Source organism: Streptomyces sp. NPDC005808, assembly GCF_042871385.1.
In the GTDB taxonomy this organism is placed as follows: domain Bacteria; phylum Actinomycetota; class Actinomycetes; order Streptomycetales; family Streptomycetaceae; genus Streptomyces.
The window spans coordinates 222,446-246,663 of the sequence record NZ_JBIAIK010000006.1 but is presented as its reverse complement, the minus strand read 5'-3'; the positions used below and the strand labels follow the sequence as shown (position 1 = coordinate 246,663).

Annotated in this window: 24 protein-coding genes, 1 tRNA gene and 1 pseudogene; 18 read left to right on the top strand and 8 right to left on the bottom strand. The window is 69.2% G+C overall.

Translation table 11 applies throughout. The features are described 5' to 3' along the window. Nucleotides 1-104 precede the first annotated feature (104 nt). Complete coding sequence (locus ACFYPC_RS16035) at nucleotides 105-1,640, bottom strand: potassium/proton antiporter (protein WP_388675740.1); 1,536 nt, start codon at nucleotides 1,638-1,640, stop codon at nucleotides 105-107. Nucleotides 1,641-1,906: 266 nt separating this feature from the next. Here ACFYPC_RS16035 and ACFYPC_RS16030 point away from each other — a divergent pair, with 266 nt between their 5' ends. Then, nucleotides 1,907-4,660, top strand: coding sequence for a penicillin acylase family protein (locus ACFYPC_RS16030; RefSeq protein WP_388675737.1), 2,754 nt, complete (start codon nucleotides 1,907-1,909; stop codon nucleotides 4,658-4,660). 66 nt (nucleotides 4,661-4,726) lie between these two features. Here the strand turns inward: ACFYPC_RS16030 and ACFYPC_RS16025 are convergent, their stop codons facing one another. Next, complete coding sequence (locus tag ACFYPC_RS16025) at nucleotides 4,727-5,302, bottom strand: 5-formyltetrahydrofolate cyclo-ligase (RefSeq protein WP_388675734.1); 576 nt, start codon at nucleotides 5,300-5,302, stop codon at nucleotides 4,727-4,729. A 130-nt stretch (nucleotides 5,303-5,432) separates the two neighbouring features. On the opposite strand from ACFYPC_RS16025, the gene galU reads away from it, so the two are divergent. From galU to ACFYPC_RS15985, 8 genes are all read left to right on the top strand, one after another. Then, nucleotides 5,433-6,335 carry a UTP--glucose-1-phosphate uridylyltransferase GalU gene (galU, locus tag ACFYPC_RS16020; protein ID WP_388675732.1) on the top strand — a complete coding sequence of 301 codons (903 nt, stop codon included), beginning with the start codon at nucleotides 5,433-5,435 and terminating at the stop codon, nucleotides 6,333-6,335. 4 nt (nucleotides 6,336-6,339) lie between these two features. Further along, nucleotides 6,340-7,662 carry a gephyrin-like molybdotransferase Glp gene (glp, locus tag ACFYPC_RS16015; protein ID WP_388675729.1) on the top strand — a complete coding sequence of 441 codons (1,323 nt, stop codon included), beginning with the start codon at nucleotides 6,340-6,342 and terminating at the stop codon, nucleotides 7,660-7,662. Nucleotides 7,663-7,723: 61 nt separating this feature from the next. Further along, nucleotides 7,724-8,236, top strand: coding sequence for a cyclic pyranopterin monophosphate synthase MoaC (moaC, locus tag ACFYPC_RS16010; protein ID WP_388675727.1), 513 nt, complete (start codon nucleotides 7,724-7,726; stop codon nucleotides 8,234-8,236). After that, on the top strand, nucleotides 8,233-8,778 hold the full coding sequence (locus ACFYPC_RS16005) for a molybdenum cofactor biosynthesis protein B (protein WP_388675724.1): 546 nt from the start codon (nucleotides 8,233-8,235) through the stop codon (nucleotides 8,776-8,778). The genes moaC and ACFYPC_RS16005 overlap by 4 nt, the downstream gene beginning before the upstream one ends. 26 nt (nucleotides 8,779-8,804) lie before the next feature. Next, nucleotides 8,805-9,491, top strand: a complete 687-nt coding sequence (locus ACFYPC_RS16000; protein ID WP_388675721.1) for a GNAT family N-acetyltransferase — start codon at nucleotides 8,805-8,807, stop codon at nucleotides 9,489-9,491. Nucleotides 9,492-9,667: 176 nt separating this feature from the next. Continuing rightward, the gene (gene glpR / locus ACFYPC_RS15995) at nucleotides 9,668-11,095 is read left to right on the top strand and encodes a gephyrin-like molybdotransferase receptor GlpR (RefSeq protein ID WP_388675718.1); all 1,428 of its coding nucleotides are present in this window, start codon (nucleotides 9,668-9,670) and stop codon (nucleotides 11,093-11,095) included. 95 nt (nucleotides 11,096-11,190) lie between these two features. After that, nucleotides 11,191-11,264, top strand: a tRNA-Ala gene (locus ACFYPC_RS15990). A gap of 471 nt (nucleotides 11,265-11,735) precedes the next feature. Further along, complete coding sequence (locus ACFYPC_RS15985) at nucleotides 11,736-12,617, top strand: barstar family protein (RefSeq protein ID WP_388675715.1); 882 nt, start codon at nucleotides 11,736-11,738, stop codon at nucleotides 12,615-12,617. Nucleotides 12,618-12,659: 42 nt separating this feature from the next. Here the strand turns inward: ACFYPC_RS15985 and ACFYPC_RS15980 are convergent, their stop codons facing one another. The 3 genes from ACFYPC_RS15980 to ACFYPC_RS15970 form a co-directional block, all read right to left on the bottom strand. Further along, nucleotides 12,660-13,148 carry a DUF4265 domain-containing protein gene (locus tag ACFYPC_RS15980; RefSeq protein WP_388675712.1) on the bottom strand — a complete coding sequence of 163 codons (489 nt, stop codon included), beginning with the start codon at nucleotides 13,146-13,148 and terminating at the stop codon, nucleotides 12,660-12,662. A gap of 109 nt (nucleotides 13,149-13,257) precedes the next feature. Beyond that, on the bottom strand, nucleotides 13,258-13,608 hold the full coding sequence (locus tag ACFYPC_RS15975; protein ID WP_388675709.1) for a hypothetical protein: 351 nt from the start codon (nucleotides 13,606-13,608) through the stop codon (nucleotides 13,258-13,260). A 129-nt stretch (nucleotides 13,609-13,737) separates the two neighbouring features. Further along, nucleotides 13,738-14,289 carry a hypothetical protein gene (locus ACFYPC_RS15970; protein WP_388675707.1) on the bottom strand — a complete coding sequence of 184 codons (552 nt, stop codon included), beginning with the start codon at nucleotides 14,287-14,289 and terminating at the stop codon, nucleotides 13,738-13,740. Nucleotides 14,290-14,366: 77 nt separating this feature from the next. Between ACFYPC_RS15970 and ACFYPC_RS15965 the strand changes: the two genes are divergently transcribed. The 7 genes from ACFYPC_RS15965 (at nucleotide 14,367) to ACFYPC_RS15935 (ending at nucleotide 20,720) form a co-directional block, all read left to right on the top strand. Continuing rightward, entirely contained in the window at nucleotides 14,367-14,903 is a 537-nt protein-coding gene (locus ACFYPC_RS15965; protein WP_388675704.1) for a DUF4240 domain-containing protein, read from the top strand. Nucleotides 14,904-14,993: 90 nt separating this feature from the next. Beyond that, nucleotides 14,994-15,398 (top strand): hypothetical protein, encoded by a 405-nt coding sequence (locus tag ACFYPC_RS15960; RefSeq protein WP_388675701.1) that lies wholly within the window; start codon nucleotides 14,994-14,996, stop codon nucleotides 15,396-15,398. Between the two features lie 758 nt (nucleotides 15,399-16,156). Beyond that, on the top strand, nucleotides 16,157-16,822 hold the full coding sequence (locus ACFYPC_RS15955; RefSeq protein WP_388675698.1) for a response regulator transcription factor: 666 nt from the start codon (nucleotides 16,157-16,159) through the stop codon (nucleotides 16,820-16,822). A gap of 70 nt (nucleotides 16,823-16,892) precedes the next feature. Further along, nucleotides 16,893-18,284: a sensor histidine kinase gene (locus tag ACFYPC_RS15950; RefSeq protein ID WP_388675695.1), complete on the top strand. Its 1,392-nt coding sequence runs from the start codon at nucleotides 16,893-16,895 to the stop codon at nucleotides 18,282-18,284. A 59-nt stretch (nucleotides 18,285-18,343) separates the two neighbouring features. Continuing rightward, nucleotides 18,344-18,847: a hypothetical protein gene (locus tag ACFYPC_RS15945; RefSeq protein ID WP_388675692.1), complete on the top strand. Its 504-nt coding sequence runs from the start codon at nucleotides 18,344-18,346 to the stop codon at nucleotides 18,845-18,847. Continuing rightward, on the top strand, nucleotides 18,847-19,935 hold the full coding sequence (locus ACFYPC_RS15940) for a peptidoglycan-binding protein (protein WP_388675689.1): 1,089 nt from the start codon (nucleotides 18,847-18,849) through the stop codon (nucleotides 19,933-19,935). The genes ACFYPC_RS15945 and ACFYPC_RS15940 overlap by 1 nt, the downstream gene beginning before the upstream one ends. A 110-nt stretch (nucleotides 19,936-20,045) precedes the next feature. Further along, on the top strand, nucleotides 20,046-20,720 hold the full coding sequence (locus tag ACFYPC_RS15935) for an ABC transporter ATP-binding protein (protein WP_388676223.1): 675 nt from the start codon (nucleotides 20,046-20,048) through the stop codon (nucleotides 20,718-20,720). 71 nt (nucleotides 20,721-20,791) lie between these two features. Here ACFYPC_RS15935 and ACFYPC_RS15930 read toward each other — a convergent pair. Next, nucleotides 20,792-21,064, bottom strand: a pseudogene (locus ACFYPC_RS15930) (hypothetical protein); the annotation flags it as partial. On the opposite strand from ACFYPC_RS15930, the gene ACFYPC_RS15925 reads away from it, so the two are divergent. Further along, nucleotides 20,948-22,057 carry an ABC transporter permease gene (locus ACFYPC_RS15925; RefSeq protein WP_388676221.1) on the top strand — a complete coding sequence of 370 codons (1,110 nt, stop codon included), beginning with the start codon at nucleotides 20,948-20,950 and terminating at the stop codon, nucleotides 22,055-22,057. The pseudogene ACFYPC_RS15930 and the gene ACFYPC_RS15925 sit on opposite strands and share 117 nt — an antisense overlap. A gap of 92 nt (nucleotides 22,058-22,149) precedes the next feature. On the opposite strand, the gene ACFYPC_RS15920 is transcribed toward ACFYPC_RS15925, so the two are convergent. Then, nucleotides 22,150-22,635, bottom strand: a complete 486-nt coding sequence (locus tag ACFYPC_RS15920) for a GNAT family N-acetyltransferase (protein WP_388675686.1) — start codon at nucleotides 22,633-22,635, stop codon at nucleotides 22,150-22,152. 58 nt (nucleotides 22,636-22,693) lie between these two features. On the opposite strand from ACFYPC_RS15920, the gene ACFYPC_RS15915 reads away from it, so the two are divergent. Next, nucleotides 22,694-23,497, top strand: coding sequence for an exodeoxyribonuclease III (locus ACFYPC_RS15915; protein WP_388675684.1), 804 nt, complete (start codon nucleotides 22,694-22,696; stop codon nucleotides 23,495-23,497). A 52-nt stretch (nucleotides 23,498-23,549) separates the two neighbouring features. On the opposite strand, the gene ACFYPC_RS15910 is transcribed toward ACFYPC_RS15915, so the two are convergent. Then, nucleotides 23,550-24,176, bottom strand: a complete 627-nt coding sequence (locus ACFYPC_RS15910) for a MerR family transcriptional regulator (RefSeq protein WP_388676218.1) — start codon at nucleotides 24,174-24,176, stop codon at nucleotides 23,550-23,552. Nucleotides 24,177-24,218 lie beyond the last annotated feature (42 nt).

Sequence of the window (24,218 nt, the reverse complement as noted above, 5' to 3'; positions counted from 1 at the left end):
CTTGATGCCCCGCGCGACGGACCGGTCGGCGGCGGGGTTCCGTCGTCGTCCGATCCCGGCCGGCCTCAGCGGCAGGTTCCGTCGCCCGCCGGTCCCGGCCGGCCTCAGCGGCGGTTTTCGTTGCCCGCCAGTCCCAGCCAGCCGGCCAGTTTGCCGCCCTGGCCCACCGCGCGCAGCCGCTGCTCGGCGGCGTCCCGGACGGGATCGGTGGCCACCACGAGGAGCTCGTCGCCGCGCCGCAGTACGGTCGTGGGCAGGGGCACGAAGGACTTCTCGTCGCGTACGACGAGGGTGACGGCGGCGCCCGCGGGCAGCCGCAGCTCGCCCACCTCGACGCCGTGCATGCGCGATCCGCCCGGGATCGCGACGGACAGCAGGTGGCCGCGCAGCCGCTCCAGGGGCGCTGATTCGATGCCCAGGTCGGCGGGACTCTCGGACTCGCCGAGGCGCAGCGTGCGGGCCAGCCAGGGCAGCGTGGGTCCCTGGATGAGGGTGTAGACGACGACCAGTACGAAGACGATGTTGAAGATGCGGCGGCTTTCCTCGATGCCGCTCACCATCGGGATGGTCGCCAGGATGATGGGCACGGCGCCGCGCAGCCCGGCCCAGGACATCAGCATCTGTTCCTGCCAGGGCAGGCGGAACGGCAGCAGGCTCAGCACGATGCTGAGCGGCCGGGCCACCATGGTCAGTACCAGGCCGATGACGAGCGCGGGCCAGATGTCGTCGCCCATCTCGTGCGGCGTGACCAGCAGGCCGAGCAGCACGAACATGCCGATCTGGGCGATCCAGCCGAGCCCCTCGGCGAAACCGCGCGTGGCGGGCCAGTGCGGCAGTCTCGCGTTGCCCAGCACCATCGCCGCGAGGTACACGGCGAGGAAGCCGCTGCCGTGGGCGAGCGCCCCGGCGGCGTACGCCACGACCGCGATGGCCATCACGGCGATCGGGTAGAGGCCGGAGGCGGGCAGTGCCACATGACGCAGCCCGTACGCGCCCAGGAAGCCCACTGCGATGCCGATGGCCGCGCCGATGGCCAGTTCCAGCGTTATCTCGCCCAGCAGGACGTACCAGTGCTCCACCGGGCCCGCCGCGGAGAACGCGACGACGAGGATGAGCACCGGGGCGTCGTTGAAGCCGGACTCGGCCTCAAGGACGCCCGTCACGCGCGCGGGGAGGGGGATTTTCCGCAGCACGGAGAAGACGGCCGCCGCGTCCGTCGAGGACACCACCGCCCCGATGATGAGTGACTGACGCCAGTCCAGGCCGATCAGATAGTGGGCTGCCGTGGCTGTGACCGCGACGCTCACCGCGACTCCGACCAGCGCCAGCGAGGTGGCGGCGGGAAGGGCCGGCTTGATCTCCTTCCACTTCGTGCCGAGGCCGCCCTCGGCCAGGATCACGACCAGGGCCGCGTATCCGATGACCTGGGTGAGCTCGGCATTGTTGAAGTGGACGTTGCCGATTCCGTCCTGGCCCATGGCGATGCCGATGCCCAGGTAAACGAGCAGCGTCGGGAGCCCGCTGCGCGAAGAGATCCGGACCGCTGCCACCGCGACGAGCAGAACGAGCGAGCACACGAGCAGAAGTTGGTTGAGGTGGTGGACAGTCAGCGGCCGTTCCCTTCTCGTCAATCCGTACACGCGGATCGGAACGTTCGGATCGGCACACGCGGATCGGAACCCTCGGATCAGAACACCGGAAGCCGAGCACTTCAGTGCAAGTACTTCGTTACCTTACCTAACTCTTGACGCTTTCTTGACGCTTGCCGGTGCAAGATCGAACACCCGTCCGCTCGAGTACCCGACACCGCGTCAAGGCCCGATGGGCCCTGCGCCTATGGTTGCTCCAGCGCTCAGTCAAATGCACAGCCCCGCCTGCCGCTCGCGTTAGGACAGCAAGGACAGCGATGCCCCCCACCACCACCGCCTCTTCCGGCCAAAAGCCCGGCAAGTCCGGCAGGAAGAAGGGGCGCAAAGCCCGACTGTTCTTGATCGTCCTGGTTTTGGCCGTCATCGGCGGCATCGCCTTCGGCGGGTTCTGGACCGTCAGCACAGTGCGCGCTTCCTTCCCGCAGACAACGGGCGAGATCACACTCGACGGCCTGTCAGGACCCGTGGACGTCAAGCGGGACAGCTACGGGATCCCGCAGATCTACGCCTCCTCCGACGAGGACCTCTTCATGGCGCAGGGCTTCGTCCAGGCGCAGGACCGGTTCTACGAGATGGACGTACGCCGTCACATGACCTCCGGCCGGCTGTCCGAGATGTTCGGCTCGGCGCAGGTCAAGGACGACGAGTTCCTGCGCACCCTGGGCTGGGACCGGGTCGCGAAGGAGGAGTACGACACCAAGCTGTCGGACTCCACGAAGAAGTACCTCCAGGCATACGCCAAGGGAGTCAATGCCTACCTGAAGGGCAAGGACGGCAAGGACATCTCCCTGGAGTACGCGGCCCTCGGCTTCCGCAACGACTACAAGCCCCAGGAGTGGACCCCGGTCGACTCGGTGGCCTGGCTCAAGGCGATGGCCTGGGACCTGCGCGGCAACATGCAGGACGAGATCGACCGCTCCCTGATGACCAGCCGCCTGGGCCCGCAGCAGATCAAGGACCTGTACCCGGAGTACCCGTACAGCCGGAACGAGACGATCGTCCAGGACGGCGAGTACGACAGCGCCACCGGGACGTACGTCCAGGGCGACGGCACCACCTCGACGGGCTCCACGGCGGGCACCGGGCTCGCGGGCGACACCGCGGCGCCCTCCGACCTGGAGAGTCAGCTGTCGGGGCTCTACGACGTTCTCGATGACCTGCCCACGGCCGTCGGAGTGAACGGCAACGGCATCGGCTCCAACTCCTGGGTCGTCTCGGGCGCCCACACCATCACCGGCAAGCCACTGCTGGCCAACGACCCGCACCTGTCGGCCTCGCTGCCCTCGGTCTGGTACCAGATGGGCCTGCACTGCACCACCGTCTCCGCCACCTGCCAGTACGACGTCTCCGGCTACACCTTCGCGGGCATGCCCGGCGTGGTCATCGGCCACAACCAGGACATCGCCTGGGGCATGACCAACTCCGGCGCCGACGTCACCGACCTCTACCTGGAGAAGCTCACCGGCGACGGCTACCAGGTCGACGACAAGGTGAAGCCCTTCACGACCCGCGAGGAGACCATCAAGGTCGCGGGCGGCACGTCCAAGACGATCATCGTCCGGGAGACAGACAACGGCCCCCTGCTGTCCGACCGCAACGACGAACTCGTCAAGGTCGGCCAGAAGGCCACCGTCGACGCCGCGGCACCCGACCGCGGCGACGGCTACGGCATCTCGCTGCGCTGGACCGGGCTGGAAGCCGGCAACTCCATGGACGCCGTCTTCGAGTTGGACAAGGCCTCCGACTGGACCGAGTTCCGTGACGCGTCGGCGTCCTTCGACGTGCCCTCGCAGAACCTGATCTACGCCGACACCCAGGGCAACATCGGCTACCAGCTGCCCGGCAAGATCCCCACGCGCGGCAAGGGCGACGGCTCGCTCCCGTCGCCGGGCTGGGACTCCAAGTACGACTGGACCGGCTACATCAAGCAGGCCGCGCTGCCCTACGACTACAACCCGGCACGCGGCTACATCGTGACCGCCAACCAGGCCGTCATCGAGAAGGACAAGTACCCCTACACGATCACCACGGACTGGGGCTACGGCACGCGCAGTCAGCGGATCACCGACCTGATCGAGTCGAAGATCAAGGGCGGCGGCAAGATCTCGACCGAGGACATGCGTCAGATGCAGCTCGACAACAGCAGCGAGATCGCCAAGCTGCTGGTGCCCAAGCTGCTCAAGATCGACGTCGACGACCCGGACGTCCGCGAGGCGCAGAAGCTCCTGGAGGGCTGGGACTACACCCAGGACGCCGATTCCGCGGCGGCCGCCTACTTCAACTCGGTCTGGCGCAACATCCTCAAGCTCGCCTTCGGCAACAAGCTGCCCAAGGAGCTGCGGGTCGAGGGCCAGTGCCTCAACGTGGCGCCGGTCGACACCACGGGTCCCGCGGACGAGGACCAGACGGTGCGCGAGTGCGGCCAGCGGTCCGCGGACCAGGCGCAGCCGGACGGCGGCGACCGCTGGTTCGAGGTGGTCCGCAACATCATCGACGACGAGGACAACGACTGGTGGAAGTCGCCGGCGACGCGCACCGACGAGGCCACCGACACTCGTGACGAGCTGTTCGGCCGGGCCATGAAGGACGCCCGCTGGGAGCTGACCGCCAAGCTCGGCAAGGACATCGACACCTGGAACTGGGGCCGGCTGCACCGCCTGTTCCTGAAGAACCAGACCCTGGGCGTCGAAGGCCCCGGCGTCGTGCAGTACATGCTCAACCGCGGCCCCTGGAAGCTCAGCGGCGGGGAGGCGACGGTCAACGCGACCGGCTGGAACGCGATGGGCGGCTACGGCGTGGTCTGGGTGCCGTCCATGCGGATGGTGGTCAACCTCGGAGACCTCGACAAGTCCAAGTGGATCAACCTCACCGGCGCCTCAGGGCATGCCTACAGCGCCCACTACACCGACCAGACGGACATCTGGGCCGAGGGCCAACTGCTGGACTGGTCCTTCTCGGAGAAGGCGGTCGAGGACTCGACGAGTGACACGCTGGTCCTGAAACCGTCGTGACGCGGTGACGTCGGAAGGGGCCCTCCACGCGCGCGTGGAGGGCCCTTTTGCATGTGGCCGGGGACCTCAGCGGAAGCGGCGTACACCCGTCGGGGTCACCACCGCCTGGACGGGCCGGTCGTGCGGTTCGCCGGGCACCCGCTCGACGACCTCCGCGTCGTACAGCAGCACCACCAGCGCGGGATCGGCCCCCGCGCGCTCCAGACGGGCCAGAACGCGGTCGTACGAGCCCCCGCCGCGTCCCAGGCGTATCCCGCGCGCGTCCACGGCGAGACCGGGCAGCAGGACGACGTCCGCCTCCAACACGGCGTCGGGCCCCAGCCGCTCGCCCGCGGGCTCCAAGAGGGCCGTCTTTCCGCCGTGTTGGACGCGCACGAGGGAGCCCGCTCCGGCGTACGCCCCCCAGTCCAGGTCGTTGTCCGCAAGCAGGACGGGAAGCAGCACGCGCACCCCGCGCGCGTGGAGCGCGTCCAGGAGCGCGAGGGTTCCGGGTTCGCCCCCCACCGAGACGTACGCCGCCACCGTGCGCGCGTGCGCCAGCGCGGGCAGTTCAAGGGCGCGGGCGGCGAGCGCTGCGGTGGATTCCCGCAGGTCGTCGGCCGTCAACTCGCTTCTCACCGCGAGGAATTCTCGCCGCAACATTCGCTTGTCATGCTCTGCATTGGATCCGACGTGACTCAAGGTGACTCCCGTAGCTTTGCAATAGGCTCATATGAGAGCAAATTAACCGGAGCCACAGATTCTCAACATAGCCACCGGATATGGTGCGAGCATGACTGAGTCGCACCCCAGGATCACCAAGGCTGTCATCCCCGCAGCAGGCCTCGGCACCCGGTTCCTGCCGGCCACAAAGGCCACGCCCAAGGAGATGCTGCCGGTCGTAGACAAGCCGGCGATCCAGTACGTGGTCGAAGAGGCCGCGGCAGCGGGTCTTGACGACGTTCTCATGATCACAGGCCGCAACAAGCGTCCTCTCGAGGACCACTTCGACCGCAACTACGAGCTCGAATCGGCCCTCCAGAAGAAGGGCGACGCCGACCGGCTCGCCAGGGTCCAGGAGTCCAGCGACCTCGCCACCATGCACTATGTGCGCCAGGGTGACCCCAAGGGACTCGGCCACGCCGTCCTGTGCGCGGCCCCACACGTCGGCCACGAGCCCTTCGCGGTGCTCCTCGGCGACGACCTGATCGACCCGCGCGACCCCCTGCTCGCGCGCATGGTCGAGGTCCAGGAGCAGCACGGTGGCAGCGTCATCGCGCTCATGGAGGTCGCGCCCGAGCAGATCCACCTCTACGGATGTGCCGCCGTCGAGACCACCGACGAGGACGACCTCGTGAAGGTGACGGGCCTGGTGGAGAAGCCGGACCCGGCCGACGCACCCAGCAACTACGCGATCATCGGACGTTACGTCCTCGACCCCCACGTCTTCGACATACTCCGCAAGACCGAGCCGGGCCGCGGCGGCGAGATCCAGCTCACCGACGCCCTCCAGCAGCTCGCCACCGACGAGAAGGTCGGCGGACCCGTGCACGGTGTCATCTTCCGGGGCCGCCGCTATGACACCGGCGACCGCGGCGACTACTTGCGTGCCATTGTCAGACTCGCATGCGAACGTGAAGACCTGGGCCCGGACTTCCGGACCTGGCTTCGCAGTTACGTAGCCGAGGAGATGTAGCGATTTGAGCACCGCCGCGACCCGTGTCACCGGCCAGGACCACATCTGGTCGGTGACCGAACACCTGGAGGACATCCTCGCGACCGTGCGCCCCCTCGAACCCATCGAGCTGCAACTCCTCGACGCCCAGGGCTGTGTCCTGGTCGAGGACGTCACGGTGCCGGTCTCCCTGCCGCCGTTCGACAACAGCTCGATGGACGGGTACGCGGTACGGGTCGCGGATGTCGCGGGCGCGAGCGAGGAGTTCCCGGCCGTGCTGACGGTCGTCGGCGATGTCGCGGCGGGCCAGGCCGAGCTGCTCCACGTGGGCCCCGGCCAGGCCGCCCGCATCATGACCGGCGCCCCCCTGCCGCCCGGCGCCGAGGCCGTCGTCCCCGTGGAATGGACCGACGGCGGCCTGGGCGAGGGCCCGGTCTCCGGGATGCGGGCCCACAGCGCGGCCCCCGAGGGCGCCTTCGGGCAGGTGCAGGTCCACCGTCCGGCCCAGGCACGCGCGCACGTGCGCGCCAAGGGCAGCGACGTGAAGGCCGGAGACCGCGCCCTCGAAGCCGGCACGGTCCTCGGCCCGCCGCAGATCGGTCTGCTCGCCGCGATCGGCCGCGGCACCGTACGCGTGCGTCCCCGCGCCCGTGTGGTCGTCATGTCCACCGGCAGCGAACTCATCCAGCCCGACGAGGAGTTGGGCGCCGGCCAGATCTACGACTCCAACAGCTTCGCCCTCTGCGCCGCCGCCCGCGACGCCGGCGCCATCGCCTACCGGGTGGGCGCGGTCGCCGACGACGCCGAGACACTCCGCGCCACCATCGAGGACCAGCTCATCAGAGCCGACCTGCTGGTCACCACGGGCGGGGTGAGCGTCGGCGCGTACGACGTCGTCAAGGAGGCCCTCTCCTCCGTCGGCGACGAGGACGAGGACGGCAGCGGCATCGAGTTCCGCAAGCTCGCCATGCAGCCCGGCAAACCCCAGGGCTTCGGCACCATCGGCCCCGACCACACCCCGCTGCTCGCCCTCCCGGGCAACCCCGTGTCGTCGTACGTCTCCTTCGAACTCTTCGTGCGCCCCGCTATCCGCACCCTGATGGGCCTGAAGGACATCCACCGTCCGACGGTGCGGGCAGTGGTCGCGACCGACAAGGCACTGACCTCGCCCGCGGGACGCCGGCAGTTCCTGCGGGGGACGTACGCGGACGGCCGAGTGACACCCGTCGGAGGCGCCGGATCCCACATGGTCGCGGCCCTCGCACAGGCCGACGCCCTGATCGTCGTCCCCGAGAACGACACCTCGGTCGAACCCGGCGCCGAGGTCGACGTGGTCCTGCTCGGCTGAGCGGCCCGGGTTGGCGGTACCGTGTCGCGCACAACAGGTCCGACCGGGAGCGCCGCAGCACATGACAGTTCCATCCCGGGGGGAGACCCCCGGACCCCCTGTACAGGACCGGCTCACACACATCGACGAGGTGGGCGCCGCCCGCATGGTCGACGTGTCCGGCAAGGACGTGACCGCCCGCACCGCCCGCGCCAGCGGCCGCGTCCTGGTCTCACCCCGTGTCATCGAGCTGCTGCGCGGCGAGGGTGTCCCCAAAGGCGACGCCCTCGCGACCGCACGCATCGCGGGCATCATGGGCGCCAAGCGCACGCCGGACCTGATCCCGCTGTGCCACCCGTTGTCGGTGTCGGGTGTCAAGCTGGATCTGTCGGTCGCGGACGACGCCGTCGAGATCCTCGCCACCGTGAAGACCACGGACCGTACAGGCGTCGAGATGGAGGCCCTCACCGCGGTCACTGTGGCGGCCCTCACCGTGATCGACATGGTCAAAGCGGTCGACAAGAAGGCGGTCATCACGGACGTACGCGTGGAGGAGAAGACGGGCGGCAAGTCGGGCGACTGGAGCAGGGAATGACGGCGCCGGTCGAGCCGCCCATCGGCGGTGCCCTCTTCGCGCCGTACAGCGCCCTCGTCGTCACTGCCTCGAACCGCGCGGCGGCGGGTGTCTACGAGGACAGGGGCGGACCCCTCATCGCGGAAGGACTGGAGTCCTTCGGCTTCGCCGTCGACGGGCCCTGGGTCGTTCCGGACGGTGATCCGGTCGAGAACGCCCTACGCGCCGGTGTCGACGCCGGATACGACGTCATCGTCACCACCGGCGGCACCGGCATCTCGCCCACCGACCGGACCCCGGAGGCCACGCGTCGCGTTCTGGACCACGAGATCCCGGGCATTCCCGAGGCCATCAGGGCGTTCGGGAAGGAGAAGGTGCCGACGGCGGCGCTGTCACGGGGGCTCGCCGGAGTCGCGGGAGGGACGCTGATCGTCAACCTGCCGGGATCCTCCGGTGGGGTGAAGGACGGACTGGCCGTCCTGGAGCCGCTGCTGACTCACGCCGTCGACCAGATCCGTGGCGGCGACCACTCCAGACCCGGCGGCAGTGGGGGTGTGAGCTGAACACCCCATCGTGGCCCGTCGAGCTGGTGGAAGGCGACGTCGTCCTCCGGCCGATAAAGGTGCGCGACCAGCGGACCTGGCGTGAGGTCAACCGGCGCAACCGGGACTGGCTGCGGCCCTGGGAGGCGACCATTCCGCCGCCCACACCCAGCGGTCCGATCGCGCACCGGCCGACCTACCGGCAGATGGTCCGGCACCTGCGCGCCGAGGCCAACGCGGGCCGGATGCTCCCCTTTGTGATCGAGTACCAGGGGCGGCTCGTCGGGCAGTTGACCGTCGCCGGGATCACCTGGGGCTCGATGTGCTCCGGGCACATCGGCTACTGGGTCGACCAGTCGGTGGCGGGGCGCGGAGTGATGCCGACAGCGGTGGCGCTCGTGACCGACCACTGCTTCCGCACCGTCGGCCTGCACCGCGTCGAAGTCTGCATTCGCCCCGAGAACGGCCCCAGCCGCAGAGTCGTGGAGAAACTCGGATTCCGCGAAGAAGGACTTCGTCCACGTTATCTTCACATCGACGGAGCCTGGCGCGACCATCTCGTCTTCGCGCTCACCGCCGAAGAGGTGCCGGAGGGTTTGCTGGGGCGCTGGCAGCGGGCGCGCTCCGAACAGACGCGATTGGACCAGACCAGGTCGGGGCGAGCAGGGCGCGAGCAGGTGCAGCCCGGGCAGACGGGCGCGCAGAATCCGAGCAAGCCCGGCAACGCCAATTAATGAAATAGGTGTTCGAAATTGATCGCCCCTTGATCGCCCGGGGCCATTAAATTCGCGGTCCCGGCGGCCAGCTGATCGCATCGGTCACAAAAAAAGCTCGAAATATCAGCCAGATCGTGCGACACACCGACTCAATTGGCAGATGGCCTCACGCAAACCCCTCTACCGTGTGAGGCGTGAGCAGCAGCGGCCTCATCTACGCAGTCATCGTCGGGGCCTGGGCCGCCTACTTGGTGCCGATGTGGCTCCGTAGGCAGGACGAGCTGAACGAAGCCCGTCCGACGGAACGCTTCAGCACCGCCATCCGGCTGCTGTCCGGACGGGCGGGCATGGAGCGCCGATACGCCAAGGACCTGCGGGCGCGCTCCACCGAAGAGGGGGAGCCCAGCGCCGATTCGGACGGCGTCACCGACTCGGTGGACGTCCGGGCCTTCGCCATGCCTCCGACCCCGGCGCCGGCTCAGCACCGGTCGCACGCACAGGCTCCGGCCCAGCAGCGACCGCAGGCACAGGCGCACGCGCAGGCACAGTCCCGGCCGCAGGTACGGGAGCGGGTTCGGGCGCAGCCCCCCGTCCAGCCGGAGTCGGAGTCCGAATCGGAGTCGAGGCACCAGAGCGCGGGCAGGCCCGGACCCCAGCACGGGGCACCGGCGCACACGGCGCAGGAACCGGCGCGGGGCGCGCACTCGGCGCCGGCCGCCTCCAGGCCCGTACCGCAGCAGTCGGCCAAGCCCGTACCGCAGCAGTCGGCCAGACCCACGCCGAAGCAGTCGGCGCGGTCCAACTCCGAGCCCAAGCCCGTGCCCCGGCAGGCTTCTGCCGCGCGGCGCGCTTCTTCGGCGGAGGCCGCGGCCCGCGCCCGGCGCTCGAAGGTACTCGCGCGCCGTCGGCGTACGACAATGATGCTCTTCCTCGCTTTCACGCTCGGCACGATCGTGGCGGCCGTCGGCGGGCTCGCGTTCCTGTGGGCACCCGGGGTACCGGCAGTGATGCTGAGCGGGTACATCGTGTATCTGCGCGCCCAGGAACGGCGCCGCTTCACGTACACGATGGACCGCCGCCGGGCCGAGGCCGCGGCGCAGCGGCTGCGGGAACGCCAGCCGCGACGGCGGCCGACCGTCGACCCCGGCGCCGACGAGCCGGACGAGGGCCCAGAGCCGGAGACCGACCCCGGTCTCTCCGCGCTCGCCGCCGACCGCCGCGCGCTCGTCGAGCAGACCGATCACGCGGAGTGGGTGGATCAGCAGCGCGAACGCCAGCGGGGCCCCGGCCGGGGCGACAGCTGGGATCCGGTGCCGGTTCCGCTGCCGACGTATGTGACCGCGCCGGTCGCGCCCCGGGCCACGTCCAGTGTCGACCTCGGCGGACCGGACGCGTGGAGCTCGGCGCGCTCCAGCGCCGTCGAGCCGAGCGCGTCCGACGCGGAGCGCGTCGCCGAGGAGGACTGCGAGGACGACGGGGGCGCCGATGGCGCGGACTGCGCCGACGACAGTCGTAGCGACGCCCGTCGCGCCGCGTCCGCACGGCGCGCCCGCGAGCGCGGTCGCACCCCCCTGTTCGACCAGTACGAGGACGGGGAACGGCCGCGTGCGGCCAACGAGTGAAGCTGCCGTGACGGCCCCTCGGGGCCACCGGCTGACCAGCCAGGAACGGATTTCCGGGCACCCTGATGGGGATGCTAGAGTTTCTCTCGTTGCAAGGGCCTGTGGCGCAGTCTGGTAGCGCACCTCGTTCGCATCGAGGGGGTCTGGGGTTCAAATCCCCACAGGTCCACACTGCGACTGTTCTTGAGTTAGCTCAGGGGTAGTTGACGAGATCCCGTCCGATCGGAAGATCGGGCGGGATCTTCGTCGTTTCCGGGTGGCAGCTTCGGTGATCCACCGAGTCGGCCCACGACGGTGTCCACTCCGGCAGCTACTTCCAGGCGGACGGCCGGACGAAGCAGACTGACCCACCGTTCTGCGATATCGGACGGCAAGTGCTCGTGAGCCAGGGCGCGCAGGGCCTCAGGAGATCCGTGTGTCATGCGCTTGATCATGCACCGCCCCACTGACAGTCCGGGCCACGGGCCCTAGCACTGGTGAAGAGCATCTGCAGGTGGCGCTCCAGACCATCAGGGCGAGAAGAATGGTCTGCGCGACGCGGCCGTGGGCGAGCCGTTTGCTGGGGTCGGCGAAGTTGATGTCGTGGCTCTTGATCCTTCCGTTCGCTCCTTCGGGCCCGTTCGGACCATAGGGTCGGAGCATGCCGACCGAAGACGTCCCGGGCCCCACCGCCAAGCACTGGCAGGGGTGCACGGACGTGTACGACTTCCTGGACCAGATCCGCCTCCGGCCCGGCATGTGGCTGTCCGGCGGCTCACTTCACGATCTGCAGAAGATGCTGATCGGCTACCAAGTGGCCCTTGGTGTGCACTCCATCGATGACCCCTGCGACTTCTGGCACGGCGGAGCCTTCAGTCGGTGGCTCGGGACACGCCTCGGCGGCACCAGTCCACTCGGCTGGGCAGTCGACATTGAACGGAGCACCCCCGATGGCTCGACTCCGGTCGAGGAGTTCTTCCGTCTCCTCGACGCCTACCGAAGCGACGTCTCATGTGCTCCGGGGCAGGCCACCGCGACGACTCGGCTCCCCGGCATCGAATACATGAGCAACACCTTCGTCACTCTCTTCTGGAGCCGACGGTTCCTCACCCAAGCCGTGCTGCGGATGGAAGAGCTTGGTTTCCGCGTCGTCCGCCTTGCAGCAGGCGAGTGGACCACGGAACTGGACATGCACCGCGCGTTCGCCACCGCGCTGCACTTTCCCGACTACTACGGCCACAATCTGGATGCGCTCAATGACTGCCTCGGCGACGTGGCCTGCTACGGAGGCTACGACGACTCACCCGAAGGCACCGGACTCGTCCTGTCCCTCACCGACTACGATCGCTTCGCCGCCGCTTGCCCCAGAGCAGCACAGATTGTTCTGGACATCATCGCCGACCGTGCCCGCCACGCGGCCGTACTCCAACGACGCTTCTTCAGCCTGGTCCACAGCAACGACGCCAACATCAAGTTCGAACCTGTCGGTGCCGTGCCCGTCATGTGGAACAGCGACGAATGGGCGGACAGCAATCGAGGCTGAGCGCATGGCATCCGAGGGAGGCGATCACCGCAAACGCGACGGTCAGGCGGTGGCCGTGGATCGCCAAGAGGCGGTGACACGCCCTTCCTCCCAGTGCCACCATCCCTCAACCTCGCCGTGCGCCAAGAGCTTCCGAATCCGTGGCAGATCCGCATCGGGCTGGACATCGAGAGCCACCATCCTGAATTGCTCGATCCCCTCGCCGGTGGTGTCGAGGCGATGAAAGGTCTTCAGCACGGTCTGACGGGCGGCAGCTGAACCACCGTCCTTCATCACGATTAACCTGATCGTGCAGTGCTCCGCGGCTCGGACCGTCTCCCCGGCCCAGCCAACACATTCGTCGTCGGGTTCCACGCGGATGATGTCCCCGCTGGCGACTCCGCGTACGAACCAGGGCGTGTTGTCCAACCGCGTCGAGCCATCGCCGAGATCAACGGCCCACAAGCTCTCGACGCTTGCCGGCGGCCAGCCCTCCTCATCCACATCCATGCGGAAATGAACCTTCAGGTGGTCTCCGCTGATGCTCGGCACCGCACCATCATCCTCGCTGTCGAAGCAGCGCTGGAGGCTACTCCCACCAGTGCCTTTCGTTCCCGCCGCAGAATGCGAAAACCGGACGTTCGACCGGCTCTACGGCCGCTCACTTGAACCGGCTGAGAGGCTGAAGGCTCTCCACGAATGCTCGGAAGTCGGCCGCGAGCGGCAGTTCTGTGCCGGATTCGGTGTCGAACCAGGTCACCGACGGTACCTCCAACCCGCCGTAGGACCGGTAGTCGAGACCGATCCAGTAGTGGCCGTCACCGGACAGCAGCACTGGAGACGGCAGTCCCCACTCCTCCACCAGGTACGGCGTGTCCAGCAGCGACAAGCCGTGCCCGCCGGTGCCGATCCCCATCAACTCGGTGAACGGGATATGGTCCTCGCTCCACGAGGTTGGCTGAATGGTCGGAAAGGCATCCCGGTCGGCCGTGACACCGCCGCCGTTTGGCACACGCAGAAGGTCGAGCAGCGATTCGGGAGTCGCAGCCCGAGGGCTCGCTCCGCGTCGGCGACGGTCGCCTGGGTCAAGGCGGCCTGGACACCGTACGTGTGTCCGCTCCAGAAGGACGCCTTGATTTCATCAAACTTCATCGGCTCCTCCGCTCGGGACGTCGTGGCGAACCAACTGGTCAAGCTCCTCGGCGGAGTCGGCGGCGAGGCGGTAGATGCCCTGGAGGCTCACCGAACGGATCAGCCGTCCGTCCTCGACGTACTTGAGCAGGCGCTCGCCACGACGGGATGTGAACGTCAGCCGTTCCAGGAGGTCCCCCGGGACGACCGTGTCGAACGTGAGTGGGGCACCTGGCGGTCCGACAAGTACTTCAGTGACACATCCGGCCTTGAGCGGGCGCCAGTCCAGCAATTTCACGTAGTCGTCATCGGGAAGCGCCGAGCCTGCGTTCTCGTAGGGGACGATTCGAGCTACCTCCAGCATCCCCAGCACATGGAGGCGGGTGCGCTGGACGCGCACGGGGTAGATGCGGTCGCCAGGCTGCACCCCCGCGCGCTGGAAGCTCGGCAGTGACTGGTGTGGCCCGCCGAACAGCATCGTCAGCCGCTGACCGGTATAGCCGGACCGCTCAAGCTCTCGGCATGAGTCGTTGGTCCACAACGTTGTGTATGAGTTCGGCACGCCAGCACGGTAGCCGTGCCCTCCGACAGGCAGCGTGCCGGGAACCGATGTCAGTACGTGGTGCCATGCTCGCGGCCATGAACAAGGAGCAGTTCTGGACGTTGATCGAGAAAGCACGTGAACACGTACCTGATACCAGGGACGGTTCCGATATCGCCGACTGTGCCTCCGCGTTGCTTGCTCGCCGCTCAGCCCAAGAGATCATCGCGGCACAGCAGACCCTGTGGGATCTCATGGCCGACTCCTACCAGAGCCCGCTGTGGGCTGCCGCCTATGTCGTCAACGGCGGCTGCTCGGACGACGGCTTCGACTACTTCCGCGGCTGGCTGATCGCACAAGGACGTACAACATTCGAGCGCGTCCTTACAGCCCCCGACGCACTTGCCGAACTCCCCCACGTCCGCGCCGCCGCGGCTGAGGGTATCGACCTCGACTGCGAAGACATGCTGCACATCGCCTGGAACGCCCACCAGAAGGCCACCGGCCAGGAACTTCCCGCCGACGCCTTCACCATCCAGTACCCGGACCTGGACTCTGCCTGGAACTTCAATTTTGACGACCGTGAAGAGATGGCTCGCAGGCTCCCCGCCTTGACCGCGCTGAATTCGTACTGACAGCAGTCGGCAACATCCCGTGATTCCGACAGAGCCCAGCCTGAGCTGTGCCACCGTAACCGCTACTCGAGTCCTTTCCGGAAGGCCATCATGAGTTGGGACGTGATCCTCCTTCGCCTGCCCGACGTTGTCACCTCGGTGCAGGAGATCCCCGCCGACTACACCCCGGACCCGCTCGGCCGGCGACACGACGTACTCGCGGCTGTCACCCAGGCCGTTCCCGATGTTGATCTCTCGGACACCGCGTGGGGCGAACTTTCCGGCCCCACATGGTCCATCGAGCTCAACATCGGCTCAGAAGACCCGGTGGACTCCGTCATGCTCCACATCCGAGGCTCCGGCGACGACGTGCTGACGCCCGTCCTCCGTCTCGCCGAGGCTCTGCGGTGCAAGGCGCTCGACTGTGCCGAAGGGGACCTGATCACTCCGGGACAGACGTCGGGCTGGCACGCGTTCCAGCAGTTCCGCGATCGAGTGGTTGGGACCTCTCCGTGAGGAAGCAAGCCGTACACGCTGGCCGTGTACGCCGAGCGGATCACCAGCGCCCACCACTGGGACTCTCTCTACTCGTGGCGGCTCCGGCATCCCTGTGGTGAGCTCGGAATTCTCTCTCGTCGGTGCACACGTCGCGCCGGCTGTGACGGACTGACGCCAGCCGCCTGGCTTGCGTGGCCGTGAACGCACTTCGCGGCCTACAGGTCACCTTGGATGGGCTACGGCTCGTCGGACGCGTCCCGTCCACACTTGAGGACGCCTTCGCCGAGTACACGTCCAAGAACGGTCACGACCTGCGGTACTCCCAGCACGCGGACCCAGGCTCCGAGACGCTCGGCCTCGTCCTTCGCGCTCAGCGCGCCGGGGACGTAGTCCTGCGTCGGCCCGTGTTGGTTGCCTCCACCTGGGCCGAGCGCTGCTGTGATATCGCCGAAGGCTGCATCTCCGCTGAGGAGTGGCGAGACTGCGCGTGGTGATGGGGACTGTGGTCAGCTGGCGGGTGTCTGATGCTGGGAAACGATCTACGACCAAGTGGGAAGCGATCTTCAGCCGGTGCCCTCGGTCCCTGATCAGGTCAACTCGTGAACACTCGACACTGCACGCAGTGACTGTTCTTGGGTTCGCTCAGGGGCAGTTTGCGAAATCCCGTCCGATCTGGTTGATCGGGCGGGATTTTGGCGTTCGCGAGTTCCGGGTACCCGCGTGCGGAACGGGATGGGTTCAGGCCGCGTTCAGGGTGTTGTGCCACCGTTGGCGGGATGCGGTTACTGGTGGTCGAGGACGACGTGCGGTTGGCGGAAGTGTTGTTCGCCGGACTGGTCGCCGAGGGGTTCGATGTCGATGTCGTGCACGACGGCCTGGAGGGGTACTGGCAGGCGTGCGAAGGAGCGCATGAGGTCATCGTGCTGGACGTCATGCTGCCGTCCCTCAACGGCTACGACATCGCGCGGCGGCTGCGGGCGGAGCAGATCTGGACGCCGGTGCTGATGCTCACCGCGAAGGACGGCGAGTACGACGAGGCGGACGGGCTGGACGTCGGGGCGGACGACTACCTGCGGAAGCCGTTTTCGTTCGTCGTGCTCGTCGCCCGGTTGAGGGCGCTGGCGCGGAGGGGAGCGACACCTCGTCCGCGGTTGCTCAGCCATGGGGGGCTCACGCTCGACCCCGAGTCGGGGGACTGCACAGTGGGTGGGCAGGCGGTCGGACTGCAGCCCCGTGAACGGGCGGTGCTGGAGGTGCTGCTGCGCAACCGGGACCGCGTGTTGTCGAAGGGGCGGCTTCTCCGGGCGGTCTGGGGGCTGGACGCGCCCGGGGACGCGAACCTCATCGAGGTGTACGTGTCGGGGCTGCGGCGGAAGATCGGTGCGGCGCGGATCGCCACCGTGCGGGGACTGGGATACCGGCTGGTCGATCCCGATGCGTGAGCGGCGATGGCGAACCCTGCGGGGGACAGGGTGGCGGCCCCTGCGGGTCACGCGCCGGCCCAGCTTGCGGGTGGCGCACGGGCCAACCCCGAAGGCCACGCGCCCCCGTACCCCGCGGCTCACCCGCCGTCCCACCCTGCGCGTCACGCTGACCGCGCTCGTGACCGTGGCCGTCGGGCTGGTGCTCACGCTGGCCTCGGTCGTGCTGGTCACCGGCATGTCGCACACGCTGATCGGAGATGTGAAAGCGGCGGCCGTCCGTGAGGTCGACCGGGTGGCGGACGAGTTGGCGGGTGGGAAGCCCGCGACCGACCGGCGATACAGCCCGGTGGAGGTCGTCACCGTGATCCGTGTCGAGGACGAGAGCGGGCGGATCGTCCAGACGATTCCCGAGCTGCCGACGGGGGCGCCGGAGGACCGTCCGACCGCCCGGCCCCCCGGGGAACCGGTCCAGACACCCGCGGAGGACCTCGTGGTCGCGTCCCGTACGGTCGTCACGCCCGACGGCGTACGGACGGTGTCCGCGGTGTCCCGGCTCGGGCCGGTCAGCCGGAGCATCGACCTGGTGGTCCGGGCGCTGTGGATCGGTACGCCGGTGCTGACGGCGTTCGTCGGGCTGCTGACCTGGTTCACCGTGGACCGCGCGCTGCGGCCGGTCGAGGCCATCCGCAAGAGGGCCGAGGCGATCAGCCACTCGACGCTCGGCGAACGGCTGCCCCGGCCGAGGACCGGCGACGAGGTGGAGCGGCTGACCACCACGCTGAACGCCATGCTGGACCGCATCGACGAGGGCGCCAGGCGGCAGCGCGAGTTCGTGTCGGACGCGTCCCATGAGCTGCGGACCCCACTCGCCGCGATCCGGGCGGAGCTTGAGGTTTCGCTGGCCCACCGGGGTCCCGACGACTGGCGGGGCGTCGCCGGGCGCCTGCTGGATGACCACCGGCGGCTCGACCGCCTCACCGGCGACCTGTTGATACTGGCCCGCACCGAGGATTCGGCGGTGTCCCGGCGGGCCGAAACCGTACGGCTGGACGAGGTCGTTGCCGGAGAGCTGGTTGCCGTGAGCAGGGTTGAGGTCGTTGCCTCGCTCGGGCAGCCGGTGGAGGTCACCGGTGTGGTCGCCGAACTGGCCCGGCTGGCCAGGAATCTGCTCGACAACGCCGACCGTCACGCGGCCGGCCGGGTGGAGGTGCGGGTCGGGACGGCCGGCGGCCGCGCCCTGTTGAGCGTGGACGACGACGGGCCCGGGATCCCCGTGGAGCAGCGGGCGCGGGTGTTCGAGCGGTTCGTGCGGCTGGGGGATGGCAGCCGGGCTCGGGGTGACGGGGGAGTCGGCCTCGGTCTCGCCATGGTGCGGGGCATCGCTCGTCGGCACGGCGGAGACGTCACGGTCACCGAGTCCCCGCTGGGGGGCGCCCGCTTCGAGGTTCAGCTGCCGCTCAGCCCGGCTCAGGTCGTCTGAAGGATTCCTCGCCACCGTGGTGGTCCGCACTCCTCACACAACCACGGAGGTGAACGGCCATGTCGCGTTCGATACGCGGTGGTTCGGTGGCGCTCCTGCTCTCTGTCGTGCTGTTTCCCGTCGCCCTGCTGCTGACCGGTTGCGGCGGCTCGGGCGGAGGCACGGAAGCCCAGCAGACCGAGCAGTCCCAACAGGACGACACGCAGGAAGCGATGCTGGAGTACGCCCAGTGCATGCGGCAGAACGGGGTGCAGGTACCGGATCCGCAAGCCGGCGATCCCGGCTCGCTCTATGACGGGGTCGACACCGCGGCGGCGGCGTTCAAGGCGGCCGACAAGGACTGCGCCCACCTGATCGCCGGGATCGTCCAGGACCGGGAGAAGCAGGACCCCGAGCAGGCGCAGGAGAACCAGGAGGAACTGCTCGCGCTCGCCAAGTGCCTGCGCGCGCACGGGATCGACGTCTCCGACCCGGTTCCCGGGCAGGCTGACGGGCCCTTCGGCAAGAGCCTGGACCGCACCGACCCGGCCGCGGCCACGGCACTGAAGGCGTGCCAGAAGTGATGACGACAGTGCGGAGGGAGAAGGCGGGAAAGCGGCGCGTCGGCGTGGCCGCGCTCTGCGTCTTCGTCGCGGTCACCGTCGTATCCGTGCTGCTGGTTCGGGCGTCGTCCACGACGGGGCCTTCGGACGGCGGCGGGCAGGGTTCGTACGCCACCGCCGAGGCCGCCGTCCGTGATCTGACGCTGACCCAGACGCTGAACGGCGTTGTCGCCTATCAGGGTCTGCGGGCCCTGTCGCCGGGGCGGAGCGGCGTGATCACACAACTGCCCGCCGTGGACGAGCAGTTCGGCCCCGGGGAGGTGCTGATGCGGATCGACGACCGGCCCGTGGTGCTGCTGGCGGGCAAGGTGCCCGCCTGGCGGGATCTGCGGCCCGGGATGTCCGACGGCGCCGATGTGAAGGAGCTGGAGGCGGCGCTGCTCGCGCTCGGCTACGGCACGAAGGGCGAGGGATATCCGGACGGCCACTGGGACTCGCGTACGACGGAGGAGGTCGAGGAGTTCCAGGGGAAGACGGGTGCCGTGGTCGACGGCGTGGTCTCCCTGGGGGACGTGGTCTTCGCCTCCGGACCGATCCGGGTCGCCAAGCTCGACGCCCACCCGGGCGCACCCGCCGCACCGGGAACGCCGGTGATGAAGGTCTCCGACACCGTCCGCGTGGTGATGCTCGACCTCGATCCGCTCGACCGGAACCTGATGAAGAAGGGCGCGCCGCTGGAGGTCGAGTTCCCCTCCGGGGACAAGGTCGCAGCGACGGTCCGGTCCATCAGTACGACGCTGGAGATGAACGCGGACAACAAGGGCGTCTACAAGGTCACGGCGAGCCTTGAGAAGCCGTCGGCGGGCAAGGACCTCGTGCTGGCGCCGGTGACGGTGCACTACACGACCGTCGTCGCCAAGGACGTGCTCTCCGTCCCGGCCACGGCGATCGTCGGGACGCCCGGGGGCGGTTACGTGGTGGATGTGATCTCGGCCAAGGACGGCGGCGGCCTCAAGAGGGTGCCGGTGAAGCTCGGGGCGTGGGGCGACGGCTTCGTCGCGATCACCGGGGATGTCCCGGCGGGCAGCCAGGTGGAGGTGCCGAAGTGACCGTGCCCGTGCCTGCAGTGCCCGTGCCTGCAGTGCCCGCACCCGAAGTGCCCGTCCCCGTGCCCGAAGTGCCCGTGCCTGCAGTGCCCGTGCCCGAAGTGCCCGTGCCCGTGCTCGAACTGGTCGATGTCGTGCACCAGTACCCGGGATCCCCGCCCGTACGGGCCCTCGACGGTGTGAACCTGACCGTGACGGCCGGGGAATGGGTCGCCATCGTCGGCCCGTCCGGCTCCGGCAAGTCCACGCTGCTCAGCCTGATGGGTGCCCTGTCCACGCCCACTTCGGGCGTCGTACGCATCGACGGTCACGACGTGAACCGGCTGGGCGACGGCGAACTCTCCGCGCTGCGCGGGCGGGCGCTCGGCTTCGTCTTCCAGTCCTTCCATCTGCTCCAGGGACTCACGGCGCTCGACAACGTCGCAACCGCCCTCCTCTACCGGGGGGTTGCGGTCGGGGAACGGCGGGAGAGGGCGGCGCAGGCGCTGGACCGGGTCGGTCTCGCGCGGCGGCTCGGGCACCGGCCGCCCCAACTGTCCGGCGGCGAGCGCCAGCGGGTCGCCATCGCCCGCGCGCTGGTCGGCGAACCGGCTCTGATACTCGCCGACGAGCCGACCGGGAACCTGGACTCGCGTACCGGTGAGGAGATCATGAACCTGTTCGGTGAGCTGCACGCGGCCGGCGCGACGCTCGCGCTCATCACCCACGACGAGGACATCGCCCGCGCGGCACCGCGGCGGCTCCATGTCCGCGACGGCCGGATCGTCGCCCAGGGGGTGGCGGCGTGAGGTCCATGGGCGACGGCGCGGGGTCTGCGAGTGGCGGCTTGAGGTCCGACGGCGGTCGATCGAAACCCGCCGGCGGTGGCTTGAGGTCCGACGGCGGTCGATCGAGGCCCGAGGGCGGCGCCTTGAGGTCCGACGGCGGTGGCTTGCGGTCCGTGCTGCGGCCCCGTGACGCGCTGGCCCTCGGTCTGCTCGGGCTGGTGGGTGGCGGCGGCCGGCGCGGGCGGGCGGTGCTGACGGCGATCGGCATCTCCATCGGCATCGCCGCCATCGTTGCCGTGGTCGGTATCTCGGCCTCCTCGAAGGCGAACGTCCTCGCGGTCCTCGACCGGCTCGGCACCAACTATCTGACGGTCACGCCGGGGCAGTCCCTGACCGGAGGCAGCGCCCAGCTCCCGGCGCAGGGGCCCGCCCGGCTGTCGCTCCTGGACCAGGTGCAGGCCGTGGCCACGACCGCCCAACTGGACATGACCGTACGGCGCAGCGACCGGCTTCCGCCGACCGACACCAGGGGTACGGCGGTGCTGGCGGCCGACGACGGCCTGCTGAGTACCTTGGGCGGCCAACTCGCCGCCGGACACTGGCTGGACCAGGGGACGAAGGGTTACCCCACGGTCGTGTTCGGCACGACGGCCGCGCGGCACCAGGGGGTCGACCTGGCCCGCGGGGACCAGCTCGTCTGGCTCGGGGACCGGTGGTTCGCGGTGGTCGGCGTGCTCAAGGCGATGCCGCTGGCGCCCGAGCTCGACAACGCGGCGCTCATCGACACCCGGATCGCCGAGCAGGAGTTCGGCTACGAGGGGTCGCCCACGACGGTGTACCTCAGGACCGACCCGCGGCACGTCAACACCGTGTACGAGGTGGCTGCCGGCACCGCCGACCCGCGCAGCCCGGGGGAGGTCGAGGTCACCAGGCCGGCCGACGCGCTGGAGGCACGCGCCGCTGCGGACACGTCGTTCACGGTGCTGCTGCTCGGGCTCGGCGGAGTCGCGCTGTTGGTGGGCGGGGTGGGCATCGCCAACATCATGGTCATTTCGGTGCTTGAGCGGCGGGGTGAGATCGGGGTGCGGCGCGCGCTCGGCGCCTCGCGGCGCCATATCAGGGTGCAGTTCCTGGTGGAGGCGCTGGCCCAGGCGGGAGCGGGCGGACTTGTCGGTGTGGCGCTGGGTGCCGCGATCACCGTCGGGTACGACGTCAGCGCGGACTGGCCGGTCGTCCTGCCCGTCCAGGGGCTGGCCGGCGGTGTACTGGCCGCCCTCGCGATCGGCGGCCTCGCCGGCCTCTACCCGGCGGGCCGTGCGGCCCGCCTCCAGCCGGCGGAGGCGGTGCGGTCGGCATGAGCCCCGGGGTTTCCCTGGGGCTCATGCCAACCGCTGCTCCACGCGCAATGACGCGGTCGGCATGAGCCCAGGGATTTCCGTTGCGCCGACGCCTACTCCACGCGCAGTGACTTCGCGAAGCAGCGGCTCAGCGGTGAGTCGCGGTAGTGGCCGAACTTGGTGCACAGTTCGTAGCCGCTCGACTCGTACAGGGCTATCGCCTCGGGCTGCTCGGTGCCCGTTTCCAGGACCATGCGGGTACGTCCGGCCGCGCGGGCGTCCGTCTCCAGGGCGGCCAGGATCCGGCGGGCGAGGCCGAGACCGCGTGCCTCCGGGATCACGTACATGCGCTTGAGCTCGGCGTCGCCGTCCGCGTACCCCCCGCCGTTCTCGTCCTGCGTGCGCCAGCCCCCGGTCGCCACCGGCCGGTCCCGGTCGTCGTACGCGACGAGGTACAGGCCGAGAGGCGGCTCGAACATCGTCGCGTCGAGCGGTGTGACATCGCCCTCGTCGCCGTAGCGCTCGGCGTATTCGGCCTGCACCTGGTCGTTGAGCTTGACGGCGTCCGGGTGGTCGAAGGGGACCTGACGGAAATCCATGCGAACCTTCGTAATTCTATGCGCAGGGCGGGCGGTACGGATTAAGTATCGTGCCCGCGTGCTGACTATTACCTCTGTGAACGTCAACGGGCTCCGGGCCGCCGCGAAGAAGGGTTTCGTGGAGTGGCTCGCCGAGACCTCCGCGGATGTGCTGTGCCTTCAGGAGGTGCGGGCCGAGCCGCTGCAGCTGCCGGACGAGGTCCGCGCGCCCGACGGCTGGCACGTCGTGCACGCGCCCGCCGCCGCCAAGGGGCGCGCGGGTGTGTCCCTTTACACACGGCGCGAGCCCGACCGGGTGCGGATCGGGTTCGGGTCCGCGGAGTTCGACGTCGGCGGGCGGTATGTGGAGGCCGACCTGCCCGGTGTCACCGTCGCCAGCCTCTATCTGCCCTCGGGGGAGGTCGGAACCGGCCGGCAGGACGAGAAGATCCGGTTCATGGGGGAGTTCCTCGCCTATCTGAAAGAGCTGCGTGAGCGGGCCGCCGCCGACGGGCGCGAGGTCGTGGTCTGCGGCGACTGGAACATCGCCCACCGGGAAGCCGACCTGAAGAACTGGCGGGCCAACAGGAAGAACTCCGGGTTCCTGCCCGAGGAACGGGAGTGGATGGGGCGTGTCCTCGACCCCGCCGAGGGCGGGTACGTCGATGTCGTGCGCGCGCTGCATCCGGATGTCGAGGGGCCGTACTCGTGGTGGTCGTACCGCGGGCGAGCCTTCGACGGCGACGCAGGCTGGCGGATCGACTACCAGATCTCGACACCGGGACTCGCGGACAAGGCCGTCAAGGGGTTCGTGGAGCGGGCGGCGACGCACGAGGAACGGTGGTCCGACCATGCGCCGGTGACGGTGGTCTACGACCTCTGATCGCGCATGTCTTCGATCCGCGGCCTTCGACCCGGGGCCTTCGACCCGGGGCCTACGGCCTCTGGCCGCGTAGCCGTCTGTCCATCGCCATCGACAGTTCCGCCTCCACCACGGTCTTCGCCAGTGGCCGCAGGCGCTGGAGGTCGGCCGGGGTGCGGTCGGCGGTGAGGACCAGGGCGATGAAGAGGTCGGCGAGTGCGTCTGCGTGGTCGCGTACCCGGCGGGCCGTCGACAGGACGTCCGCGAGCGGGATGCCCTCGTGGACCAGGGCGGCCGAGGCGTCGAGCAGGCGGCGGCTGACGTGGACGATCTCGCTGCCGTCGGTGCCGAGATAGCCGAGGTCGAGGGAGGCGGCGAGGTTCTCCGGGGTGGCCTGGCCGGCGAAGACGTCGGCCAGTTCCTCGGGGGAGAGACGGACCGGGGTTTCCTCGGAGGGCTCGCCGAGGCCCAGCAGCTCGCCCACGTCGCGGCCGTGGTCGAAGGCTTCCGCCAGCTCCGCGATGCCGTTCAGGGTGTGGCCGCGTTCCAGGAGTGCCGTGATCGTGCGCAGGCGGGCCAGGTGGGTGTTGTCGTACCAGGCGATACGGCCCTCGCGGCGGGGCGGCGGAATCAGTTTGCGCTCGCGGTAGAAACGCAGGGTGCGCACGGTGATGCCGGCCTCCTTGGCCAGCTCCGCCATCCGGTACTCGCGCTTCTCCGTCACGTCGGCACCCTACGACGT